The organism is Bradyrhizobium zhengyangense (assembly GCF_022012555.1).
In the GTDB taxonomy this organism is placed as follows: domain Bacteria; phylum Pseudomonadota; class Alphaproteobacteria; order Rhizobiales; family Xanthobacteraceae; genus Bradyrhizobium; species Bradyrhizobium zhengyangense.
The window spans coordinates 67,901-85,946 of sequence record NZ_JAKLTZ010000005.1; the positions used below are offsets into that span (position 1 = coordinate 67,901).

Below are 18,046 nucleotides of genomic sequence, written 5' to 3' on the forward strand. Positions count from 1 at the left end.
GATCCAAACTCAACGGTGTAGCCACATGCGGATTGCAAGCAGCAATTGATCGGTGTTGACGGGTTTTGCGAGATAATCGGAGGCTCCTGCCTCCAGGCATTTCTCGCGGTCGCCCTTCATCGCCTTCGCTGTCAGCGCGATGATCGGCAGGCGCAGGAAAGCCGGGTTCTCCCGGATCACGCCGATGGTCTGATAGCCATCCATCTGCGGCATCATGATGTCCATCAGCACGATGGCGATTTCCGGGTTGGATTCAACCAGCGTCACCGCCTCGCGGCCGGTGGTCGCCGTCAGCACCTTCATGCCGCGCCGTTCCAGCACGCTCGACAGCGCGAAGATGTTGCGGGCGTCGTCGTCGACCAGGAGCGCGGTCTTGCCGATCAGGTCCTCGTCGGAACTGTTGAGCTTCTCCAGCATGCGCTGCTTCTCGACCGGCAGCTCGGTGATCACGCGGTGCAGGAACAAAGCGGTTTCGTCGAGCAGACGTTCGGGCGATTCCACGCCCTTGACCACGATGCTGCGCGCCATGGTGTGGAGCTCGGCATCTTCTTCCGCCGAGAGTTCGCGGCCGGTGAATACGACGACCGGAACGTTCGACAGTGCCTCGTCGCGGCGGATCTGTTCCAGAACCTCGAAGCCGCTCATGTCGGGCAGGCGTAGATCGAGCACCACGCAATCGCACGGCGCCTCGCGAAGTGTCGAGAGTGCGCCCGCGCCGGTATCGGTGGTGACGATCTCGATGTCGTCGTGGTGCAGCAGCTCGCGGATCGACAGCTGCTCGGCCTCGTTGTCCTCGACGATCAGGAGCCGTTTGCGGCGCGGCCTCGCATATTCCTTGATCTGCGTCAGCGCTGCGGCAACGCCCTCGGTCGTCGTCGGCTTGTTGACGAAGGAGAAGGCGCCGCGGGCCAGCGCATGCTGGCGGTCCTCGTCGAGCGTGATGATCTGCACCGGGATGTGGCGCGTCAGCGGATTGTGCTTGAGCTGGCTCAGCACCGTCCATCCGAGCATGTCGGGCAGGAACACGTCGAGCGAAACGGCGCGCGGTTGATACTGTTTCGCCAGTTCAAGCGCCTCTGCGCCGCGCGCGGCGACCAGAACCTTGAAGCCCTTGTCCCGCGCGAGGTCGACCAGAATCCGCGCATAATGCGGGTCGTCCTCCACGATCAAGAGGATGCTGTCGCCGGGCTCGATATTGAGGCGGTCGTCGGGCAGCTGCTCGATGACGCGTTCGGGTGTCGCTGTCGTCGGCTGCAGTGCAGGTGTCTGATTATACTGCTGCGCCGCGGGCGCGCGCGGTGCCAGCGTCGGACCGGAATATTTCAGCGGCAGGTATAGCGTGAAGGTCGAGCCCTTGCCGGGTGCGCTGCGCAGATGGATTTCACCGCCGAGCAGGCTTGCAAGCTCGCGGCTGATCGCAAGGCCAAGACCGGTGCCGCCATATTTGCGGCTGGTGCCGGCGTCCGCCTGCTGGAACGCCTCGAAGATCAGCTTCTGCTTCTCCAGCGGGATGCCGATGCCGGTGTCGGAGACCTCGAACGCGATCACGGCCGGCGCCGAGTTCAGGACCGGGTGATCGGGACCCCAGCCGCCGAGCGCGCCGGCGACCTTGAGTCGCACTTCGCCTTCGCCAGTGAACTTGAAGGCGTTGGAGAGCAGGTTCTTCAGCACCTGCTGCAGGCGCTTGGAGTCGGTGACGATGCTGCGGGCGAGGTTCGGATCGACGTCGATCTTGAACGACAGATTGCGGTTCTCCGCCTCGTGCCGGAACGGCCGTCCGACCGTCTCGAGCAGGTTGGCGGTGAGGATTTCCTCGGCATCGACAGTCACCGTTCCCGACTCGATCTTGGAGAGATCGAGAATGTCGCTGATGAGATTGAGGAGGTCGGTGCCGGCGCCGTGGATGGTGCGGGCGAACTCGACCTGCTTGGCCGAGAGGTTGCCGTCCGGATTGTCGGTCAGCTGCTGTCCGAGAATCAGGATCGAGTTCAGCGGTGTGCGCAGCTCGTGGCTCATATTGGCGAGGAATTCCGACTTGTACTTCGAGGTCAGCGCGAGCTCGGTCGCCTTTTCCTCGAGCGCGCGGCGGGCCTGCTCGATCTCCTGGTTCTTGCGCTCGACCTCGACATTGCGTTCGGCGAGCTGTTGCGCCTTCTGCTCGAGCTGGTCGTTGGTCTGCTGCAATTCGCGCTGCTGGGTCTGGAGCTCGCCGGCGAGCTGCTGCGATTGCTTGAGCAGGCCTTCGGTCTGCATCGTCGCTTCGATCGAGTTGAGCACGATGCCGATGGAGTCGGTGAGCTGCTCCAGGAACGTCATCTGCGAGGTCGTGAACGAGGTGAGCGAGGCGAGCTCGATCACCGCCTTGACCTGGCCCTCGAACAGCACCGGCAGCACCACGAGGTTCTTCGGCGCGACGCGCAGCAGCGCCGAGTTGATCGGCACCACGTCGGCGGGGATGTCGGCGACGACGCGCGGACGTCGGTCGACCGCGCACTGGCCGATCAGGCCGTCGCCGAATTGCAGCACGCGCTGATAGGGGTAGACGCCGTCGCCGGCATAGGAGGCGAGCAGCAGCAACTGCGGACTGTCTTCGTTCTCGACCTGGTAGATCACGCCGGTGTGGGCGTTCACCAGCGGTGACAGCTCGGTCAGCAGCAACCGGCCGACGGTGGCGAGATCGCGCTGGCCCTGGAGCATGTTGGTGAACTTGGCGAGGTTGGTCTTCAGCCAGTCCTGCTCGGTGTTCAGCTCCGTCGTTAGACGGAGATTCGTGATCATCGTGTTGATGTTGTCTTTGAGCTCGGCGAGCTCGCCGCGGGCATCGACCTGGATCGACGGGGTGAGGTCGCCCTTGGTCACGGCGGTCGCAACTTCCGCGATCGCGCGCACCTGTGAGGTGAGGTTGGCCGCCAGCAGGTTGACGTTGCCGGTGAGGTCCTTCCAGGTGCCGGCTGCGCCGGGCACGTCGGCCTGACCGCCCAGCCGTCCTTCGACGCCGACCTCGCGCGCCACCGACGACACCTGGTCGGCGAAGGTCGCGAGCGTCTCGGTCATGTTGTTGATGGTGTCGGCGAGCGCCGCGACTTCGCCCTTCGACTTCACGGTGAGGTTCTGCTTGAGGTCGCCGTTGGCGACCGCGGTCACCACCTTGACGATGCCGCGGACCTGCTCGGTGAGGTTCGCCGCCATGAAGTTGACGGTGTCGGTGAGGTCCTTCCAGGTGCCGGCGACGCCAGGCACCTGAGCCTGACCGCCGAGCTCGCCTTCGGTGCCGACTTCGCGGGCGACGCGCGTGACTTCGCCGGCGAAGGCATTGAGCTGGTCCACCATGGTGTTGATGGTGTTTTTCAGCTCGAGGATTTCGCCCTTCACGTCCACGGTGATCTTGCGGGAGAGGTCGCCGCGCGCGACGGCCGTGGTGACCTCGGCGATGTTGCGGACCTGCGTGGTGAGGTTCGCAGCGAGCAGGTTGACGTTGTCGGTGAGGTCCTTCCAGGTGCCGCCGACGCCGGGCACGACGGCCTGACCGCCGAGCCGGCCTTCGGTGCCGACCTCGCGCGCCACGCGCGTCACTTCGGCGGCGAAGGAGCGGAGCTGCTCCACCATGGTGTTGAGGGTGTCCTTCAGCAGCAGGATCTCGCCGCGGACGTCCACCGTGATCTTCTTCGACAAATCGCCGCCGGCGATCGCGGTCGCGACCTCGGCGATGTTGCGGACCTGCGCCGTCAGGTTCGAGGCCATGAAGTTGACGTTATCGGTCAGGTCCTTCCAGGTGCCGGCGACCCCTGGCACTTCGGCCTGGCCGCCCAGCTTGCCTTCGGTGCCGACCTCGCGCGCCACGCGCGTCACTTCGCCGGCGAAACCGTTGAGCTGGTCCACCATGGTGTTGATGGTGTTTTTCAGCTCGAGGATTTCGCCCTTCACGTCCACGGTGATCTTGCGGGAGAGGTCGCCGCGCGCCACGGCGGTGGTGACTTCGGCGATGTTGCGGACCTGGGCGGTGAGGTTGCCCGCCATCGAGTTCACGCTGTCCGTCAGGTCCTTCCACGTGCCGGCGACGCCGGGCACGTTGGCCTGGCCGCCGAGCCGGCCTTCGGTGCCGACCTCGCGCGCCACGCGCGTCACCTCGCCCGCGAAGCGGTTGAGCTGGTCGACCATGGTGTTGAGGGTGTCCTTCAGCTGAAGGATTTCGCCGCGCACGTCCACTGTGATCTTGCGCGAGAGGTCGCCGCCGGCGATGGCGGTCGCGACCTCGGCGATGTTGCGGACCTGGGCGGTGAGGTTGCCCGCCATCGAATTGACGTTGTCGGTGAGGTCCTTCCAGGTGCCGGCGACACCAGGCACCTGCGCCTGACCGCCGAGCTTGCCTTCGGTGCCGACCTCGCGCGCGACGCGGGTGACTTCGCCGGCGAAAGCGTTGAGCTGGTCGACCATGGTGTTGAGCGTTTCCTTCAGCTGAAGGATTTCGCCCGACACGTTCACGGTGATCTTCTTCGACAAATCGCCCTTGGCGACCGCGGTTGCGACTTCGGCGATGTTGCGGACCTGGCCGGTCAGGTTCGAGGCCATCGAGTTGACCGAGTCAGTCAGATCCTTCCAGGTGCCGGCGACGCCGCGCACCTGGGCCTGGCCGCCGAGCTTGCCTTCGGTGCCCACCTCGCGCGCCACGCGCGTCACTTCGCCGGCGAAGGCATTGAGCTGGTCCACCATGGTGTTGATGGTGTCCTTCAGCTCCAGAATTTCGCCGCGCACGTCCACCGTGATCTTCTTGGACAGGTCGCCGCCGGCGACCGCCGTCGTCACCTCGGCGATGTTGCGGACCTGCGCCGTCAGGTTCGACGCCATCGAGTTGACGCTTTCCGTCAGGTCCTTCCAGGTGCCGGCGACGCCGAGCACGTTGGCCTGACCGCCGAGCCGACCTTCGGTGCCGACCTCGCGGGCGACGCGCGTCACTTCGCCGGCGAAGGCGTTGAGCTGGTCGACCATGGTGTTGAGCGTTTCCTTCAGCTGAAGGATCTCGCCCGAGACGTTCACCGTGATCTTCTTCGACAGGTCGCCGCCAGCGATGGCGGTCGCGACGTCGGCGATGTTGCGGACCTGCGCGGTCAGGTTCGACGCCATGAAGTTGACGTTGTCGGTCAAGTCCTTCCAGGTGCCGGCCACACCGGGCACCTGGGCCTGGCCGCCGAGTTTGCCTTCGGTGCCGACCTCGCGCGCCACGCGCGTCACTTCGGAGGCGAAGGAGTTGAGCTGGTCCACCATGGTGTTGATGGTGTCCTTCAGCTCCAGGATCTCGCCGCGCACGTCCACGGTGATCTTGCGGGAGAGGTCGCCGCGCGCCACGGCGGTGGTCACGTTGGCGATGTTGCGGACCTGTGCGGTGAGGTTGCCGCACATCGCGTTGACGGAATCGGTCAGGTCCTTCCACGTGCCGGCAACGCCGGGCACGATGGCCTGGCCGCCGAGCTTGCCGTCGGTGCCGACTTCGCGCGCCACGCGCGTCACTTCCGAGGCGAAGGAGCGCAACTGATCCACCATCGTGTTGATGGCTTCCTTGAGCTGTAGGATCTCGCCGCGCACGTCCACCGTGATCTTCTTCGACAGGTCGCCGTTGGCGACCGCGATCGTCACCTCGGCGATGTTGCGAACCTGGTTGGTCAGGTTGTTCGCCATCGAGTTGACGCTCTCGGTCAGGTCTTTCCAGACGCCGGTCACTTCAGGCACCTGGGCCTGGCCGCCGAGCTTGCCCTCGGTGCCGACCTCGCGCGCGACGCGCGTCACTTCGGAGGTGAACACGCCGAGCTGCTTGATCATCGTGTTGACGATGGTCGCCGATTGCAGGAATTCGCCGCGCAGCGGGCGGCCGTCGACGTCGAGCTTGACGGTCTGAAGCAGGTCGCCCTGCGCCACGGCCGCCACGGCGCGCGTCACCTCGCGCGTCGGCCAGAGCAGATCGTCGATCAGCGTGTTGACGGAGCCTTCCATATCGGCCCAGGAGCCGGAGGCGAGGCCGAACTTGACGCGTTGACGCGTCTTGCCTTCGCGTCCCACCACCTGGCCGACCAGCTCGAGCTGCTGGGCCATGCGCTGGTTGGCTGCGATGATTTCGTTAAACGTGTCGGCGATCTTGCCGTCGATGCCGAGATAGTCGCCGCTCATGCGAACGGAGAAATCGCCGCTGCGCATGGCTTGGAGCGCGAGCAGCAGTTCCTGCCGGGAATCCGGCTCTGAGGTGCCGTTGGGTTTGGGTTTTGGAACGCGACGACCGGACCGTGATGCAGTTCCGGGATCGAGGTCGCTCATACTGATTCCCCCGCAAGCGTCGGCCGAATCCTGTGGCGTGACGCGCCTGATCAAACTAGAGCGTCAGCCAAATTCGAAATCAAGCGCCAAGGTTGCGACGCTGGGAATTGGAACCTGCCGTGCTCAGCCCGGTCAAACTAACCGGGAAGGTTATCGAGAGTTCCATCAGATTACCTAAAATTTCTCAGCCCTTAGGGTGGGGCTCGCGCTGTTCCAATTTCGAAACTCCCGCCATCCACTAGGAACGCCGGGAGAGGTCCTGAGGTTAGCCCTGCAAACACAGGGAGAGCGCATATGAAAGCTGGATTGGGCGTCCTCATCGCCGCGATGTTCGCAACGGGATCTGCGCTGGCGCAGGCCGGCGCGCCCAGCGGGCGCGGCGCCGCGACCGGAGATCCGGCTGCCAGCTCCGCCACGCCGCATGCGGGTTCGCAGACCACTGGGGCCGCCACCAAGTCGAACCCCAGTGGCAGCGGCACCTCGTCCTCGGGCGGCAAGGACGCCAATGGCGATGCTGGCCGGGACAACATGCCGGGCAGCAATCGCACGGTGCGCCCCATGGATCAGCAGCATCATCCGGAGGACAAGTAGGGCCGCTATTTGTCGGCCATGGTGCGCTGGGCGTCCTTCAACTGCGCGCGCAGCACCGGAAGATGCTCGCGGGCGAAGGCCGCGAGCGCGGGACTGTCAGGCGTCCTCAGATAGCGCTCCAGCAGGTTGATCGCGGATTCGTATTCGGGGATCTGGGCGGCATAGAAGGTTCTGACATAGGCCGGCCCCTCGGCATCATCGGGCTTTGCGAGGTCGATGCCGGCTGACGTCGCCTTGCTCAGACGCGGCTCGGCGCCGATCGCATCCTGGATCTCCTTCAATGCCTTGTCGCGCTTGGCCGCCTCTTCGGCGCGAAGCGCAGCGAGGTTCTTGACTTCCGCATTGCCTTTCAGGTCGGTACTCTCCAACAAGCCTTGCTGGAAGCGGCCGAAGGCGTAGAGGCCGCTGATGACGTCGGTGGCATTGGGAACGCGATCTCCGCGCATTTGCTCGCCGGTGCTGTCGGCAAGCGCCGCGGTGCTGATCAAGGCCATGATGATCGCGACAAATATCCGCATGGTGATGTAATGACCAGTAACGTGCAAAGTTCCGGCGGAGGTTACGATCCCGTAAGGGCGGTTGCGGGTGCGGGGTTCCGTACCCAATTCTTGTTCATGAAACAGTCAGACATCTTCAGGGATAACGCTGAGAACTGCCTGCAACTCGCCGAGCGATCGGAAGGGCAGCCGGCCTACAACAGATACTCGCGCATGGCGGATGCCTGGACGGCTTTGGCGAAAGAGCAGGACTGGCTCGATGGCGAAGTCCCGCCCGTCAAGGTCAGCGTCTTGCAAAGCCAGGGCGCCTGATCGCTCTCGTTTTCGTGCGTCTGCGTGTGACACCGCTCACGGAATGAGCTGCAACAATCAACGATCATCCGGGAATAGTCGGTCGCATTGATTTTTCAATTCCAGAAGGAGGTTTTGCGATGGCTCCACGTCTGGCACTTCTCTCACTCATCCTCGCCTTTGGCGTTTCGGTCGCGTTTGCGACGGTGACGACGGTCCGGCAGGTGCATCAGGAAAACGCATCCGTGGCGGTGCACGCGGCGCACAGCTAGCGCCGCGGGCCTCTCGCTCTCGTAGGAACATTCGATGCATGGAAGCGTAAGCGCTTCGAGGCATCGGAAGAAGCGAGAGGACATCATGGCACATTACGACCACGGCATCGTCAAGGACAAGCGCGCTGAGGATCAGCCGCGCGACAAGCAGCGTGCGCAGACCGTGCACAAGACGGATCAGAACGGTCAGAACGGTTCGCCGTCGCGAGAAGCGACGCGCGATCCCGAGCTCAACGACAACAGCAAGACGCCGGGCTCGGGCATGACGCCGGATGATTCCGGCGCTGCTCCGAGCGGCTAGAATTCACCAGGAACGAATCCTCCCACGAAGAGTCGACTCATTGCTTCCGGTGACATGCCCCCGGTGCTCCGGAAGCAATCTCCAAGGACGGCCCTGGCACCCCCCGTGCCGGGGTCGTTTTGTTTATGAGTGGTCCGGGAATCAATCCTCGGCTTCGCCCTCGGGCTTCGTCGGCGTGTGTCCGTCGGGACCGCGGCCGAACACACCAAATTCGCTTGATTTGATGCCTGCTGACGCGCCTACGCTCGTCTCGATGCCCGCGGCCGCGAGCCCGAACTTTAGCAGTTCGCGGACCGCGGCGGCGCGCGTCGGCATGCGGTGCTTGAACCGGAAATCGTCAACTGCGGCCAGCTCTTCCGGAGAAAGCATGACCTGGAGGCGATCGGCGCGAAGGTCATTCATGGTCCATCACGCGAAGTGAGTAAGTTGAGTAGTTTACTCAACGGACGGCGTTGGCGCGAGTTCCCCAAGAGTCCAAAAAATCGCCAGTTGAGTAAAAATACCATGCAAAATCAATAAGTTAATATTGAAACGACTCGCGATCTGGTGCATTCTCTTGGAAAGGGAGATTGGCCATGACGGATGAAGTCAGGTTACCCCGCAAGCTTTCCGAGGAGCGCGAAGGACCAAAGCCGGTGCGCCCCAGCCACCAGAAGGTCATGGAGCAGGTCGAACGCTGGGCCAACAGCCCGGGCCTGCAGCCACCAAGGACAGATGATGCGAAGACGTTCTGAACCCCACACATTCGAACAACGTCTCGAGGCGCAGAGGCTACGGCTTGAAGGCGAGCTGTCGCGACTGCCGGACGGTGGGCAGCGCGACGCCCTCGTGGCCCGCCTCGAACAGTTGCAAAGCGCAGCGGAGATGCACGATTTCCTGATGGTGCGGGAAGCGGCGGTCGCTTCTCGCTGAACGCCCTCAGCGTTTTGCCTGCGTGATGTGAGAGGTGATGCGAAGCTTTCGCCTCAACCACCACGAAGCCGCGGAAACGGCGGCCCATACCAGGATGGCGCCCGCGAACGCCCCGATCACGCTCGTCGTGACCAGAGCGTAGAAGGTCGCGGCAAACGCGGCGAGACCAATGCTTCCGAGGCCAGCCCCCGCAGCATCGAGAGCCGCAGCCTGCTGCCCGCGTCGCCGCCCGCCAAGACCAGCCCTCTCTTTGGCTCGGCGCTCGTGACTCTCGATCAGCGTCGCGCTGGCGCAGAAGATGGCGGGGAGGGCGAGGAAGAGCCCGCCGATGGCCACGCCAAAGCGCGTGCTGACGAGGCCGGTGAAAACTGTCGCCAATCCGCCGAGCAGGAAACGAATGCCGTACTCGTACCAGCGCGTTTGCCTCAGAGCCGATGATGACAATTTGACCAGCATCACGCCGCCCCTCCGAGACCAGCGAGCAGGCCGAAGGCGACCGCAAGCCAAATGACGGAAGCGATGATCGTGGCAGGCAGCGCCGTGAAGCGAAATCTCATCAGGAGGTGGCAGACCGCGATGCTGTAGCAGGCGAGGGCTGCGGCGCCATAGATCATGGTTCGGCTTTCCGCCGCGGCATATTGGGGGCCGTGTTGAACGACGGCGATGCTCAGCGTCGCCAGCGCCACCGACGGCGCCGCGCCGAACAGGCCAGCAAAGCTCTTGGGCCGCAGCATGTCAGCAAGAATTGCAAATGCGGTCACGATCACGCCGCCGGCGATGAAGCGGACGACATACTCAGTCATGACCGCGCTCGCATTTTCCAGGATCGGTGTTCCACCTTGCCAGCGTCAACGGTCGCAGCATCCGCTCGATGGCGATGCCCAGCGTGAAGCCTGCCACCACATCGCTGGCCCAATGCGCCAGCAGAGCGATGCGGGTCAGCGAGAGTCCTACGGCGATGCCGCGCACGAGACGTCGCCGAGGCGGCGGCAGCAGGCCCGCAGCGGATGCCAGCGCGCCCATATGCACGGCATGGCCTGACGGAAAGGCATCGCGCGCCTGTCCCGAGAACGGGACGCCGCGGCGATGGCCTTGCATCGTCAGCCGATCAGGCCTGACCTGATTGAACGCGGATTTCAGGACGTGAGGAAGGATCGCCGTTACCAGCGACACCGCGAGGATATGGTTGGCCGCACGGCGCTCTTCGGCAGGTCGCATTCTCGCGTACAGCCATCCGGCAGCGGCGAGGGCGAGCAGCACATGCTCGTCCGCGCCCCAGGTCAACGCTTTGGCAGTCTGCTCGAGCTCCGGGTTGGTATGCTCGGCGATCTCATTCGCGATCGCGATATCGGTCCGCGTGGGGTTGACTGTTACTGGCGCCATTGATCCAAGGTCTTGGCGAAAGGTTCTCCATGACAGTTTTGTAAAGCCGAACGATCGATGATCGTTCCCCAAGCTGAGGCGTTACGGTTGGCCCGATCCGCCCGCAGAGCCATAGACCTGGCCGGTCGCATAACTCGCATCGGCCGCGGCAAGCTGCACGTAGATCGAGGCCAGTTCTGCGGGTTGACCAGGGCGACCAAGCGGCGTCATCCCGCCGAACTTTTCTAGCTTCTCCATCGTGGCGCCGCCGGAGACCTGGAGCGGCGTCCAGATCGGTCCCGGCGCAACGCCGTTGACACGAATGCCCTTCGAGGCGAGCTGCTTTGCCAGCGACTTCACGTAGTTCATCGTCGCCGCCTTGGTCTGTGCGTAGTCGTAGAGATCCGGTGAGGGATCGTAAGCCTGCTCGGATGTCGTGCCGATGATACAGGACCCGGGTTTGAGATGCGGCAGCGCCGCCTTGATAATCCAGAATGGCGCGTAGATGTTGGTCTTCATGGTTGCGTCGAAATCCTCCGACGAGACGTCGAGGATGGAGGCGCGCGTCTGCTGGCGTGCCGCGTTGTTGACGATGATGTCGAGACCGCCGAGGCCCTGCACCGTCTGTTCGACCAGCTTCTTGCAGAACGTTTCGTCCTTGAGGTCGCCGGGGATCGCAAGGGCGGTGCGACCTTCCTTCTTGATCAATGCGATCACCTCCTGCGCGTCGGGCTCCTCCGCCGGCAGATAGTTGATGGCGACGTCGGCGCCTTCGCGTGCATAGGCGATCGCGGCCGCCCGGCCCATGCCGGAATCGCCGCCGGTGATCAGCGCCTTGCGGCCTTTGAGCCGGCCGGAACCTTTGTAACTGCTCTCGCCGTGATCCGGCTGCGGCTCCATCTTGCCGGCGAGGCCGGGCCAGGGCTGCGATTGCTTCTTGAATGGCGGCTTCGGATAGCGGGTGACGGGATCGATCAGGTCCTGCTCGGCCATAGTGCTTCCTTTCGCTGTCGAAGGTGCCAGCGAAGCCGCAGCAAGCGTGGCGCTCGCCGCGCGGACGATTTGCCGGCGGGATATTGCAGTCTTGTTTTGATGTGCCATGAGGGTCTCCGCGAGTTTGCAGTCCAAACCCGCGGAGAGACGCATCGTTGCTATTAAGGGACGCCGGCTGAGCCGATGTCCCCGTAAAAGGTCTTACTTCGACTGCCCGACGCTCGGCGCCCTGCCAAGCTCCTTGGCCATATCGAGATGATGCCTGAGCGCCGGTAGCGTCTTGCCGGCCCAATCCTTCAGCGCGGCATTGTCGCCGCCCTTCGCGTAGCGGTCGAATAGCGAGATCGCATCCTCATGCGCGCTCACCTGGTAGGAGTTGTAGTCCGAGCTGAAGTCCTTGCCGGAGGCGCCCTTGAGCTTGTCGAGCTTGCTCTGGTGCGAGCTATCGAGCGCCGTCGGCAAGGTCGCCTGCACCTTGCCGTCGCTAACGAGCGCCTTGAGCTCGCCGCTGGTCTTGGTGTGATCGGTGACCATTTGCTGCGCAAAGCGCTTCTCCGGCGCATTGCCCTTCTGCTCGGCGAGCTTGCTCGACTCGATCTCGAACATGTCGCTGACGGCGACCTCCTTGACGAAATCTGCGGTCGCAGGCGCGACGCCGAGCGCCGAATTGACGCCGGTCTTCTCGCCGAGCGACTGGGCAAGAGCTGGGCCTGCAAGAAGCATGCAGGCAAAGGCGATGACGGTACGTTTCATGATCCGGTCCCTCTGATTAACCACGCGGCACCTGCCGCGCCGGGCTTTGTGGCGATCAACACAGGTTCGGGACCGAGGTTCCTAATCCGTCGGATGTCGGCCGGTGCGGGGATTGATCGGATCGGTCGGCTTTCGCCGCAGTCGCTCGGGGAGGAACGGCTCGGACGGCGAGGCCGACGGTTCGGCTCGCACGTCGGCATGACGCTGCGCCCGCTCGTGCGGCGTCTGGTTGGTGTTGATCTGACGCTTCACGTCGACGCCGTCGACGGGGTCGTTGACGCCGTGTTGAATGTCGCGAAAGTCGCTCATGGTTCACCTCATTCCTTTCCGGGCAGGATCTTTTCCAGCACCTGCCGTGCTGCGCCCTTGATCACGCCGCTCTCGTTGGGATCGCCCTTCATCAAGGCGAGCGAGAAGTTCTTCGCCTGCTGCAAGGTGATGTGCGGCGGCAGCGGGGGCACCTCGGGATCGGTCTTCACCTCCAACACGACCGGTTTCTCGCTTGCCAGCGCCTGGTCCCAGGCCGAGCCGAGCAGTTGCGGGCTGTCGACGAAGATGCCGGTGAGGCCGATCATCTCCGCGAAGCGCGAATAGGGCACGTCGGGGATGCGCTGGGAGGCCTCGAATTTGGGATCGCCATTGATGATGCGCTGCTCCCAGGTGACCTGGTTGAGATCTTCATTGTTGAAGACGCAGACGACGAAGCGCGGATCGCGCCAGGATCGCCAGTATTTGGCGGCCGTGATCAGCTCGGCCATGTTGTTCATCTGCATGGCGCCGTCGCCGACCAGTGCGATCACGGGGCGGTCAGGATGGGCATATTTCGCGGCCAGCGCGTAAGGCACGGCGGCACCCATCGAGGCGAGGCCGCCGGAGAGCGAGGCCGTCATGCCGCGCCGGATCTTGAGATCGCGCGCAAACCAGTTGGCGCAGGAGCCGGAATCGCTGGTGATGATGGCGTTCTCGGGCAGGCGCGGCGACAGTTCCCAGGCGACGAGCTGCGGATTGATCGGTGCGGCAGGCTGATGCGCGCGGCCGTCCAGCGTTGTCCACCATTTGGCGACGTCATCCGCGATGCCCTTGCGCCAGGCGCCGTCGCTCTTGGGTGCGAGCCGCGGCAGCAGGCTCCGCAAAGTCTCCGCGGCATCGCCGACCAGGCTGACCTCCATGGGGAAGCGGATCGACGTCATGCCGGCGTCGATGTCGATCTGAACGCCGCGCGCGGCACCTTCCTTGGGAAGGAATTCTGCGTAAGGGAAAGCAGAGCCGACCATCAGCAGCGTGTCGCATTCCATCATCATGGTGTAGCTGGGCTCAGTGCCGAGCAAGCCGATCGAGCCAGTCACCCAGGGCAGGTCGTCCGGCAGCGCCGCCTTGCCGAGGAGAGCCTTGGCGCAGCCGGCGGACAGGCGATCGGCGACCGCAATCACTTCGTCAGTGGCGTGCAGTGCGCCGGCACCGATCAGCATCGCGACCTTCTTGCCGGCATTGAGCACCTCCGCGGCACGATCGAGCTCGACGTCGCGCGGCAGCATTCGGGGTGCGCTGTAGCCGACACCGGAATGCAAGGTGCCGTGCGCGCGCGGAGGCCCGTCATAGGGTTCTTCCTGGAGGTCGCTCGGCAGGATGATCGCCGTGGGGGCCCGGCGTGCGAGCGCGATCCGCACCGCGCGGTCGATCAGATGCCGCACTTGGGCGGATGAGGAGGCCTGTGCGACATAGGCGCCGGCAACGTCCTTGAACATCGAGACGAGATCGAGTTCCTGCTGATAGCTCCCGCCCAGCGCGTTTCGCGCCTGCTGACCGACGATCGCCAGCACCGGCTGGTGATCGAGCAGTGCGTCGTAGAGCCCGGTGATGAGATGCGAGGCGCCGGGGCCAGAGGTCGCGATGCAGACGCCAAGCTCGCCGGAGAATTTCGCATAGGCTGACGCCATGAACGCCGCCATCTCCTCGTGGCGGGCCTGCACGAAGCCGATTTTGGTCTCGTCCCTGGCTTCAGCCCGGTTCAGCGCGCCGAACACGCCATTGATGCCATCGCCGGGGTAACCGAAGATGTGACGTACGCCCCATTGATGCAGACGCTGGACGATGAAGTCGGAGACGGTCTCGGACATCGTGGACGGCTCCCGGTTTCCTTGGATGGAAAACCAAGAACAGCGCGTTCCCGGCGATGTTCCTGTTTGGTCGCAGTTGCTTTCGGGAACGATCGCCCGGTCGCGCAAGTTGATCCCCACATCGGCTGAGTGGAGAACAGACATGTTGAATCAAGGCGAGATGGACCGCAGCGAGATGGGCCGTCTGATCGGCAGCGACAAGGTCGAGGGAACATCGGTCTATGGTGCCGATCGCAACCGTATTGGCTCGATCGAGCGCGTAATGATCGACAAGGTCAGCGGCAGGGTGTCCTATGCCGTGCTCGGCTTCGGCGGATTTTTAGGGCTCGGCAACGATCACTATCCGTTGCCCTGGCAGTCGCTGAAATACGACACCGACCTCGGTGGCTATGTCACCGGAATCACCGCCAAGGCGCTCGAAGACGCGCCGAAATTTGGCGAGCGCAGCGACTGGAACTGGAGCGATGACGCCGCCACGCGCGGCATCAATGCCTATTACGGCGTTCCCTTCGCTTGATCCGCGACAGAGAGAGGGAGACCCGATGAGCAAGGAAAAGCCCACCGACGATCCCCGGACTCAGAACGACTGGGGATCGCACGCCCAGACGGACAGGCCCTGGCAGGGCAATCCGGAGAAGGAGCAGAAGTCCGGCGACAAGAAGCCGGACCTGGAGAAATGGCACGAGACCAAGACGCACTGACTCAGTGCGAATGCCATCGGTGAAGCGCGGCGGGAACAGTGCCGCGCTTCTTTTCCGTGCGATGCATTCACGAATGACAGCGGTGCTCCCGCGGGCCGGAACCATGCCTTGAGGCTGCGGTTAGGCTGCCGGCGTGTGCGCACCACGCCAGTCAAAAATCCCGATCGAGGTATTCGCAGTGGATGCTCAAACCCGGGAGCGTGGGCCGTCCGCGGAGCAGCCGCAGAAGGTGGAAGCTCCAAAGACTTCGCCTGATGCCAAGCACGAGACCAAGGAGCAGCCGGCGAAGCCGGACAAGGCTCCGACGCTGCGCGAGCGGATTGCCGAGCATTGGCTGCTCGCAACCGTCGGCGCCATCGTGCTGATCGCGGCTCTGGTCGGCGGGCTGCTCTATTGGCTCCAGGTCCGGCACTACGAATCCACCGACGACGCCTTCGTCGCCGCCCGCAGCTTCTCCGTGACCTCGAAGGTCGGCGGCTACGTGACTGACATCCCGGTGACGGACAATCAGCACGTCAACGCCGGGGATATTCTCGCCAGGATCGACGAGCGCGATTATCGCATCGCCGTCGATCAGGCTCTAGCGCAGGTCGAGGTCTCCAAGGCCAACATCGCCAATGTCGCGGCGCAGATCGATTCGCAAGCGGAGCAGATCAAGCAGGCCCAGGCGCAGCTCGAGCAGGCGCAAGCGCAGCTGCAGTTCTCGCAGGAGGAGTTCAACCGCGCACAGGATCTGGTCGAGAAGGGCGCCGGCACCGTGCAGCGTCAACAGCAGACCCGCTCCGACCTCCAGTCGCAACAAGCCAACACCGAGCGTAGCAGGACCGCGGTGGCGGTTGCCCAGGTCGGCATCAAGACGCTACAGGCCCAGCTGGAAGGTGCCAAGGCGCAACTCGAGCAGTCGCAGGCGCAGCTCGATCAGGCCAGGCTGAACCTGCAATACACCAGCGTCGTCGCGGCCCAGTCCGGCCGCGTCGTCAAGCTGTCGGGCGCCAAGGGCACGTTCGTCACGGCGGGGCAGAGCCTGATGATGTTCGTCCCCGACGATGTCTGGATCGTCGCCAATTACAAGGAGACGCAACTCGCCGACATGCGGCCAGGCCAGCCGGTCGAGATCCGCATCGACGCCTATCCCGGGCGCAAGCTGACCGGCCATGTCGATTCCGTGCAGCCGGGCTCCGGCACCGCGTTCAGCCTGCTGCCCGCGGAGAATGCCACCGGCAATTACGTCAAGGTGGTGCAGCGCGTGCCGGTGAAGATCCTGGTCGACACCTGGCCGGCGGATCTGCCCGTTGGCCCTGGCATGTCGGTCGTGCCCTGGACCAAGGTGCGATGACCGACGCCACGCAAGACGGCGCGTCCACTGGTGCCTGGTCGCCGGAGCGCTCGGCGGCCGGTGGGCACAATCCTTATCTCATCGCTTTCGTGGTCTCGATCGCGACCTTCATGGAGGTGCTCGACACCACCATCGCCAATGTCGCGTTGCGCCACATCGCCGGCGGTCTCGCCGTCGGCATCGACGAGAGCACCTACGTCATCACCAGCTATCTCGTCGCCAACGCCATCGTGCTGTCGATCTCGGGCTGGCTGTCGACAGTGATCGGCCGCAAGCGCTTTTACATGATCTGCGTGGCGACCTTCTCTGTGGCGTCGCTGTTGTGCGGCTTCGCCTGGAATCTCGAGGCGCTGGTGCTGTTCCGCATCCTGCAAGGCCTCGGTGGCGGGGGCATGGCGACCAGCGAGCAGGCGATCCTCGCCGACTCCTTCCCGCCGGCGAAGCGGGGCCAGGCCTTTGCCATCTACGGCGTCGCCGTGGTCGTCGCACCGGTGATCGGTCCGACGCTCGGCGGATGGATCACCGATACCTACAGCTGGCATTGGGTGTTCCTGATCAACGTGCCGATGGGCATGCTCTCGCTGTTCCTGGTCGGTTCGCTGGTCAAGGAACCATCGGGTGCGGAGGAGGAGCGGGAGAAGCTGCTGAGCAAGGGCCTGCGGGTCGACTATATCGGCTTCGCGCTGGTCGCCATCGGGCTCGGCTCGCTCGAATATGTGCTCGACGAAGGCCAGCGCAACGACTGGTTCGGCTCCAACATGATCGTCTTCTTCGCGGTGCTGTCCGCGGTGTCGCTGCTCGCACTGATCCCGTGGGAGCTGACGCGCGAAGAGCCGATCATCGATCTCCGGCTGCTCGGCCGGCGGCAGTTCGCCGCCTGCTTCCTGGTCATGCTCGGCACCGGCGCGGTGCTGATCTCGACCACGCAGATCTTGCCGCAACTGCTCCAGACCGAGCTGAATTATACCGCGCTGCTGGCCGGCCTCGCGTTATCGCCCGGCGGCATTGCAACCTTGATGCTGATGCCCGTGGTCGGCAGGCTCGTCAGCACCGTGCAGCCGAAATATCTCATCATGTTCGGCGCCGCGGTCGTGGCGTTCTCGATGTGGCATCTGACCGGGCTCAATGGCGACATCACCTACGGCTACGCGGCGCTGGCCCGCATCTTCCTCGCCATCGGTCTTCCCTTCCTGTTCCTGCCGGTGACGACCGCCTCCTATGACGGCGTGCCGCCTGACAAGACCAACCAGGCCTCCGCGCTGATCAACGTCGCCCGCAACATCGGTGGCTCCATGGGTGTCGCGCTGGCGCAGACGATCCTTGCGCAGCGCCAGCAATTCCATCAGAGCCGCCTGATCGAACACGCCGCGCCCTCCGACCTCGGCTACCAGCAGACCATCGACGCGATGACGCGCTACTTCCAGGCCCAGGGCTCGAACGCGAGCGATGCCGCCTCGCAGGCTGTCGCGTGGGTCGGCAAAACCCTCCAGCAGCAGGTCGACTTCCTCGCTTATATCGACGTGTTCTGGACGCTCGCGATCGTCGCCGTGCTGATGATTCCGACCGCAGCCGTGCTGCGCCCGATCGATCTCGGCGCGCCGGCGCGGGGACACTAGG

Annotated in this window: 20 protein-coding genes; 10 read left to right on the forward strand and 10 right to left on the reverse strand. The window is 64.2% G+C overall.

Annotated elements, in window-relative coordinates; translation table 11 throughout:
* Positions 1-9: 9 nt before the first annotated feature.
* Positions 10-6,303, reverse strand: a complete 6,294-nt coding sequence (locus L6639_RS20480; protein ID WP_237863440.1) for a HAMP domain-containing protein — start codon at positions 6,301-6,303, stop codon at positions 10-12.
* A 294-nt stretch (positions 6,304-6,597) separates the two neighbouring features.
* Here L6639_RS20480 and L6639_RS20485 point away from each other — a divergent pair, with 294 nt between their 5' ends.
* Positions 6,598-6,894: a hypothetical protein gene (locus tag L6639_RS20485; protein ID WP_237863441.1), complete on the forward strand. Its 297-nt coding sequence runs from the start codon at positions 6,598-6,600 to the stop codon at positions 6,892-6,894.
* Between the two features lie 5 nt (positions 6,895-6,899).
* On the opposite strand, the gene L6639_RS20490 is transcribed toward L6639_RS20485, so the two are convergent.
* Positions 6,900-7,412 (reverse strand): DUF4142 domain-containing protein, encoded by a 513-nt coding sequence (locus L6639_RS20490; protein ID WP_237863442.1) that lies wholly within the window; start codon positions 7,410-7,412, stop codon positions 6,900-6,902.
* A gap of 96 nt (positions 7,413-7,508) precedes the next feature.
* Between L6639_RS20490 and L6639_RS20495 the strand changes: the two genes are divergently transcribed.
* From L6639_RS20495 to L6639_RS20500, 3 genes are all read left to right on the forward strand, one after another.
* A complete protein-coding gene (locus tag L6639_RS20495; protein ID WP_237863443.1) occupies positions 7,509-7,703 on the forward strand; it encodes a hypothetical protein in 195 nt (64 codons plus the stop codon).
* 119 nt (positions 7,704-7,822) lie between these two features.
* Positions 7,823-7,954: a hypothetical protein gene (locus L6639_RS43080; protein WP_271606962.1), complete on the forward strand. Its 132-nt coding sequence runs from the start codon at positions 7,823-7,825 to the stop codon at positions 7,952-7,954.
* Positions 7,955-8,039: 85 nt separating this feature from the next.
* On the forward strand, positions 8,040-8,255 hold the full coding sequence (locus L6639_RS20500) for a hypothetical protein (protein ID WP_237863444.1): 216 nt from the start codon (positions 8,040-8,042) through the stop codon (positions 8,253-8,255).
* Between the two features lie 141 nt (positions 8,256-8,396).
* Here the strand turns inward: L6639_RS20500 and L6639_RS20505 are convergent, their stop codons facing one another.
* On the reverse strand, positions 8,397-8,657 hold the full coding sequence (locus L6639_RS20505) for a hypothetical protein (protein WP_237863445.1): 261 nt from the start codon (positions 8,655-8,657) through the stop codon (positions 8,397-8,399).
* 173 nt (positions 8,658-8,830) lie between these two features.
* Here L6639_RS20505 and L6639_RS20510 point away from each other — a divergent pair, with 173 nt between their 5' ends.
* Together L6639_RS20510 and L6639_RS20515 are read left to right on the forward strand one after the other, a co-directional pair.
* Positions 8,831-8,989: a hypothetical protein gene (locus tag L6639_RS20510; protein ID WP_237863446.1), complete on the forward strand. Its 159-nt coding sequence runs from the start codon at positions 8,831-8,833 to the stop codon at positions 8,987-8,989.
* Complete coding sequence (locus tag L6639_RS20515; protein ID WP_237863447.1) at positions 8,973-9,167, forward strand: hypothetical protein; 195 nt, start codon at positions 8,973-8,975, stop codon at positions 9,165-9,167. The genes L6639_RS20510 and L6639_RS20515 overlap by 17 nt, the downstream gene beginning before the upstream one ends.
* A 6-nt stretch (positions 9,168-9,173) precedes the next feature.
* Here the strand turns inward: L6639_RS20515 and L6639_RS20520 are convergent, their stop codons facing one another.
* The 7 genes from L6639_RS20520 to L6639_RS20550 all read right to left on the reverse strand — a co-directional run bounded on the left by L6639_RS20520 (position 9,174) and on the right by L6639_RS20550 (position 14,392).
* On the reverse strand, positions 9,174-9,623 hold the full coding sequence (locus tag L6639_RS20520; protein ID WP_237863875.1) for a DUF3147 family protein: 450 nt from the start codon (positions 9,621-9,623) through the stop codon (positions 9,174-9,176).
* On the reverse strand, positions 9,623-9,970 hold the full coding sequence (locus L6639_RS20525; protein WP_237863448.1) for a DUF3147 family protein: 348 nt from the start codon (positions 9,968-9,970) through the stop codon (positions 9,623-9,625). Before L6639_RS20525 ends, L6639_RS20520 begins: the two co-directional genes overlap by 1 nt.
* On the reverse strand, positions 9,963-10,550 hold the full coding sequence (locus tag L6639_RS20530) for a phosphatase PAP2 family protein (protein ID WP_237863449.1): 588 nt from the start codon (positions 10,548-10,550) through the stop codon (positions 9,963-9,965). Before L6639_RS20530 ends, L6639_RS20525 begins: the two co-directional genes overlap by 8 nt.
* An 81-nt stretch (positions 10,551-10,631) precedes the next feature.
* Positions 10,632-11,630 (reverse strand): SDR family oxidoreductase, encoded by a 999-nt coding sequence (locus L6639_RS20535; protein WP_377818837.1) that lies wholly within the window; start codon positions 11,628-11,630, stop codon positions 10,632-10,634.
* Between the two features lie 93 nt (positions 11,631-11,723).
* A complete protein-coding gene (locus tag L6639_RS20540; protein WP_237863450.1) occupies positions 11,724-12,275 on the reverse strand; it encodes a DUF4142 domain-containing protein in 552 nt (183 codons plus the stop codon).
* Between the two features lie 81 nt (positions 12,276-12,356).
* Positions 12,357-12,584 carry a hypothetical protein gene (locus L6639_RS20545; protein ID WP_128953211.1) on the reverse strand — a complete coding sequence of 76 codons (228 nt, stop codon included), beginning with the start codon at positions 12,582-12,584 and terminating at the stop codon, positions 12,357-12,359.
* Positions 12,585-12,592: 8 nt separating this feature from the next.
* Positions 12,593-14,392, reverse strand: coding sequence for a thiamine pyrophosphate-requiring protein (locus L6639_RS20550; RefSeq protein ID WP_237863451.1), 1,800 nt, complete (start codon positions 14,390-14,392; stop codon positions 12,593-12,595).
* A gap of 142 nt (positions 14,393-14,534) precedes the next feature.
* Here L6639_RS20550 and L6639_RS20555 point away from each other — a divergent pair, with 142 nt between their 5' ends.
* From L6639_RS20555 to L6639_RS20570, 4 genes are all read left to right on the forward strand, one after another.
* Positions 14,535-14,909 (forward strand): PRC-barrel domain-containing protein, encoded by a 375-nt coding sequence (locus tag L6639_RS20555; protein ID WP_237863452.1) that lies wholly within the window; start codon positions 14,535-14,537, stop codon positions 14,907-14,909.
* Between the two features lie 25 nt (positions 14,910-14,934).
* On the forward strand, positions 14,935-15,093 hold the full coding sequence (locus L6639_RS20560) for a hypothetical protein (RefSeq protein WP_237863453.1): 159 nt from the start codon (positions 14,935-14,937) through the stop codon (positions 15,091-15,093).
* A gap of 178 nt (positions 15,094-15,271) precedes the next feature.
* Positions 15,272-16,429: an HlyD family secretion protein gene (locus L6639_RS20565; protein ID WP_237863454.1), complete on the forward strand. Its 1,158-nt coding sequence runs from the start codon at positions 15,272-15,274 to the stop codon at positions 16,427-16,429.
* The gene (locus L6639_RS20570; protein WP_237863455.1) at positions 16,426-18,045 is read left to right on the forward strand and encodes a DHA2 family efflux MFS transporter permease subunit; all 1,620 of its coding nucleotides are present in this window, start codon (positions 16,426-16,428) and stop codon (positions 18,043-18,045) included. The genes L6639_RS20565 and L6639_RS20570 overlap by 4 nt, the downstream gene beginning before the upstream one ends.
* The last annotated feature ends 1 nt before the right edge of the window (position 18,046 follow it).

What these genes read in the sequence shown, in the direction of transcription:
- L6639_RS20480 (WP_237863440.1), bottom strand. Translation starts at nt 6,303, where the DNA reads ATGAGCGACCTCGATCCCGGAACTGCATCACGGTCCGGTCGTCGCGTT.
- L6639_RS20485 (WP_237863441.1), top strand. Translation starts at nt 6,598, where the DNA reads ATGAAAGCTGGATTGGGCGTCCTCATCGCCGCGATGTTCGCAACGGGA.
- L6639_RS20490 (WP_237863442.1), bottom strand. Translation starts at nt 7,412, where the DNA reads ATGCGGATATTTGTCGCGATCATCATGGCCTTGATCAGCACCGCGGCG.
- L6639_RS20495 (WP_237863443.1), top strand. Translation starts at nt 7,509, where the DNA reads ATGAAACAGTCAGACATCTTCAGGGATAACGCTGAGAACTGCCTGCAA.
- L6639_RS43080 (WP_271606962.1), top strand. Translation starts at nt 7,823, where the DNA reads ATGGCTCCACGTCTGGCACTTCTCTCACTCATCCTCGCCTTTGGCGTT.
- L6639_RS20500 (WP_237863444.1), top strand. Translation starts at nt 8,040, where the DNA reads ATGGCACATTACGACCACGGCATCGTCAAGGACAAGCGCGCTGAGGAT.
- L6639_RS20505 (WP_237863445.1), bottom strand. Translation starts at nt 8,657, where the DNA reads ATGAATGACCTTCGCGCCGATCGCCTCCAGGTCATGCTTTCTCCGGAA.
- L6639_RS20510 (WP_237863446.1), top strand. Translation starts at nt 8,831, where the DNA reads ATGACGGATGAAGTCAGGTTACCCCGCAAGCTTTCCGAGGAGCGCGAA.
- L6639_RS20515 (WP_237863447.1), top strand. Translation starts at nt 8,973, where the DNA reads ATGCGAAGACGTTCTGAACCCCACACATTCGAACAACGTCTCGAGGCG.
- L6639_RS20520 (WP_237863875.1), bottom strand. Translation starts at nt 9,623, where the DNA reads ATGCTGGTCAAATTGTCATCATCGGCTCTGAGGCAAACGCGCTGGTAC.
- L6639_RS20525 (WP_237863448.1), bottom strand. Translation starts at nt 9,970, where the DNA reads ATGACTGAGTATGTCGTCCGCTTCATCGCCGGCGGCGTGATCGTGACC.
- L6639_RS20530 (WP_237863449.1), bottom strand. Translation starts at nt 10,550, where the DNA reads ATGGCGCCAGTAACAGTCAACCCCACGCGGACCGATATCGCGATCGCG.
- L6639_RS20535 (WP_377818837.1), bottom strand. Translation starts at nt 11,630, where the DNA reads ATGGCACATCAAAACAAGACTGCAATATCCCGCCGGCAAATCGTCCGC.
- L6639_RS20540 (WP_237863450.1), bottom strand. Translation starts at nt 12,275, where the DNA reads ATGAAACGTACCGTCATCGCCTTTGCCTGCATGCTTCTTGCAGGCCCA.
- L6639_RS20545 (WP_128953211.1), bottom strand. Translation starts at nt 12,584, where the DNA reads ATGAGCGACTTTCGCGACATTCAACACGGCGTCAACGACCCCGTCGAC.
- L6639_RS20550 (WP_237863451.1), bottom strand. Translation starts at nt 14,392, where the DNA reads ATGTCCGAGACCGTCTCCGACTTCATCGTCCAGCGTCTGCATCAATGG.
- L6639_RS20555 (WP_237863452.1), top strand. Translation starts at nt 14,535, where the DNA reads ATGTTGAATCAAGGCGAGATGGACCGCAGCGAGATGGGCCGTCTGATC.
- L6639_RS20560 (WP_237863453.1), top strand. Translation starts at nt 14,935, where the DNA reads ATGAGCAAGGAAAAGCCCACCGACGATCCCCGGACTCAGAACGACTGG.
- L6639_RS20570 (WP_237863455.1), top strand. Translation starts at nt 16,426, where the DNA reads ATGACCGACGCCACGCAAGACGGCGCGTCCACTGGTGCCTGGTCGCCG.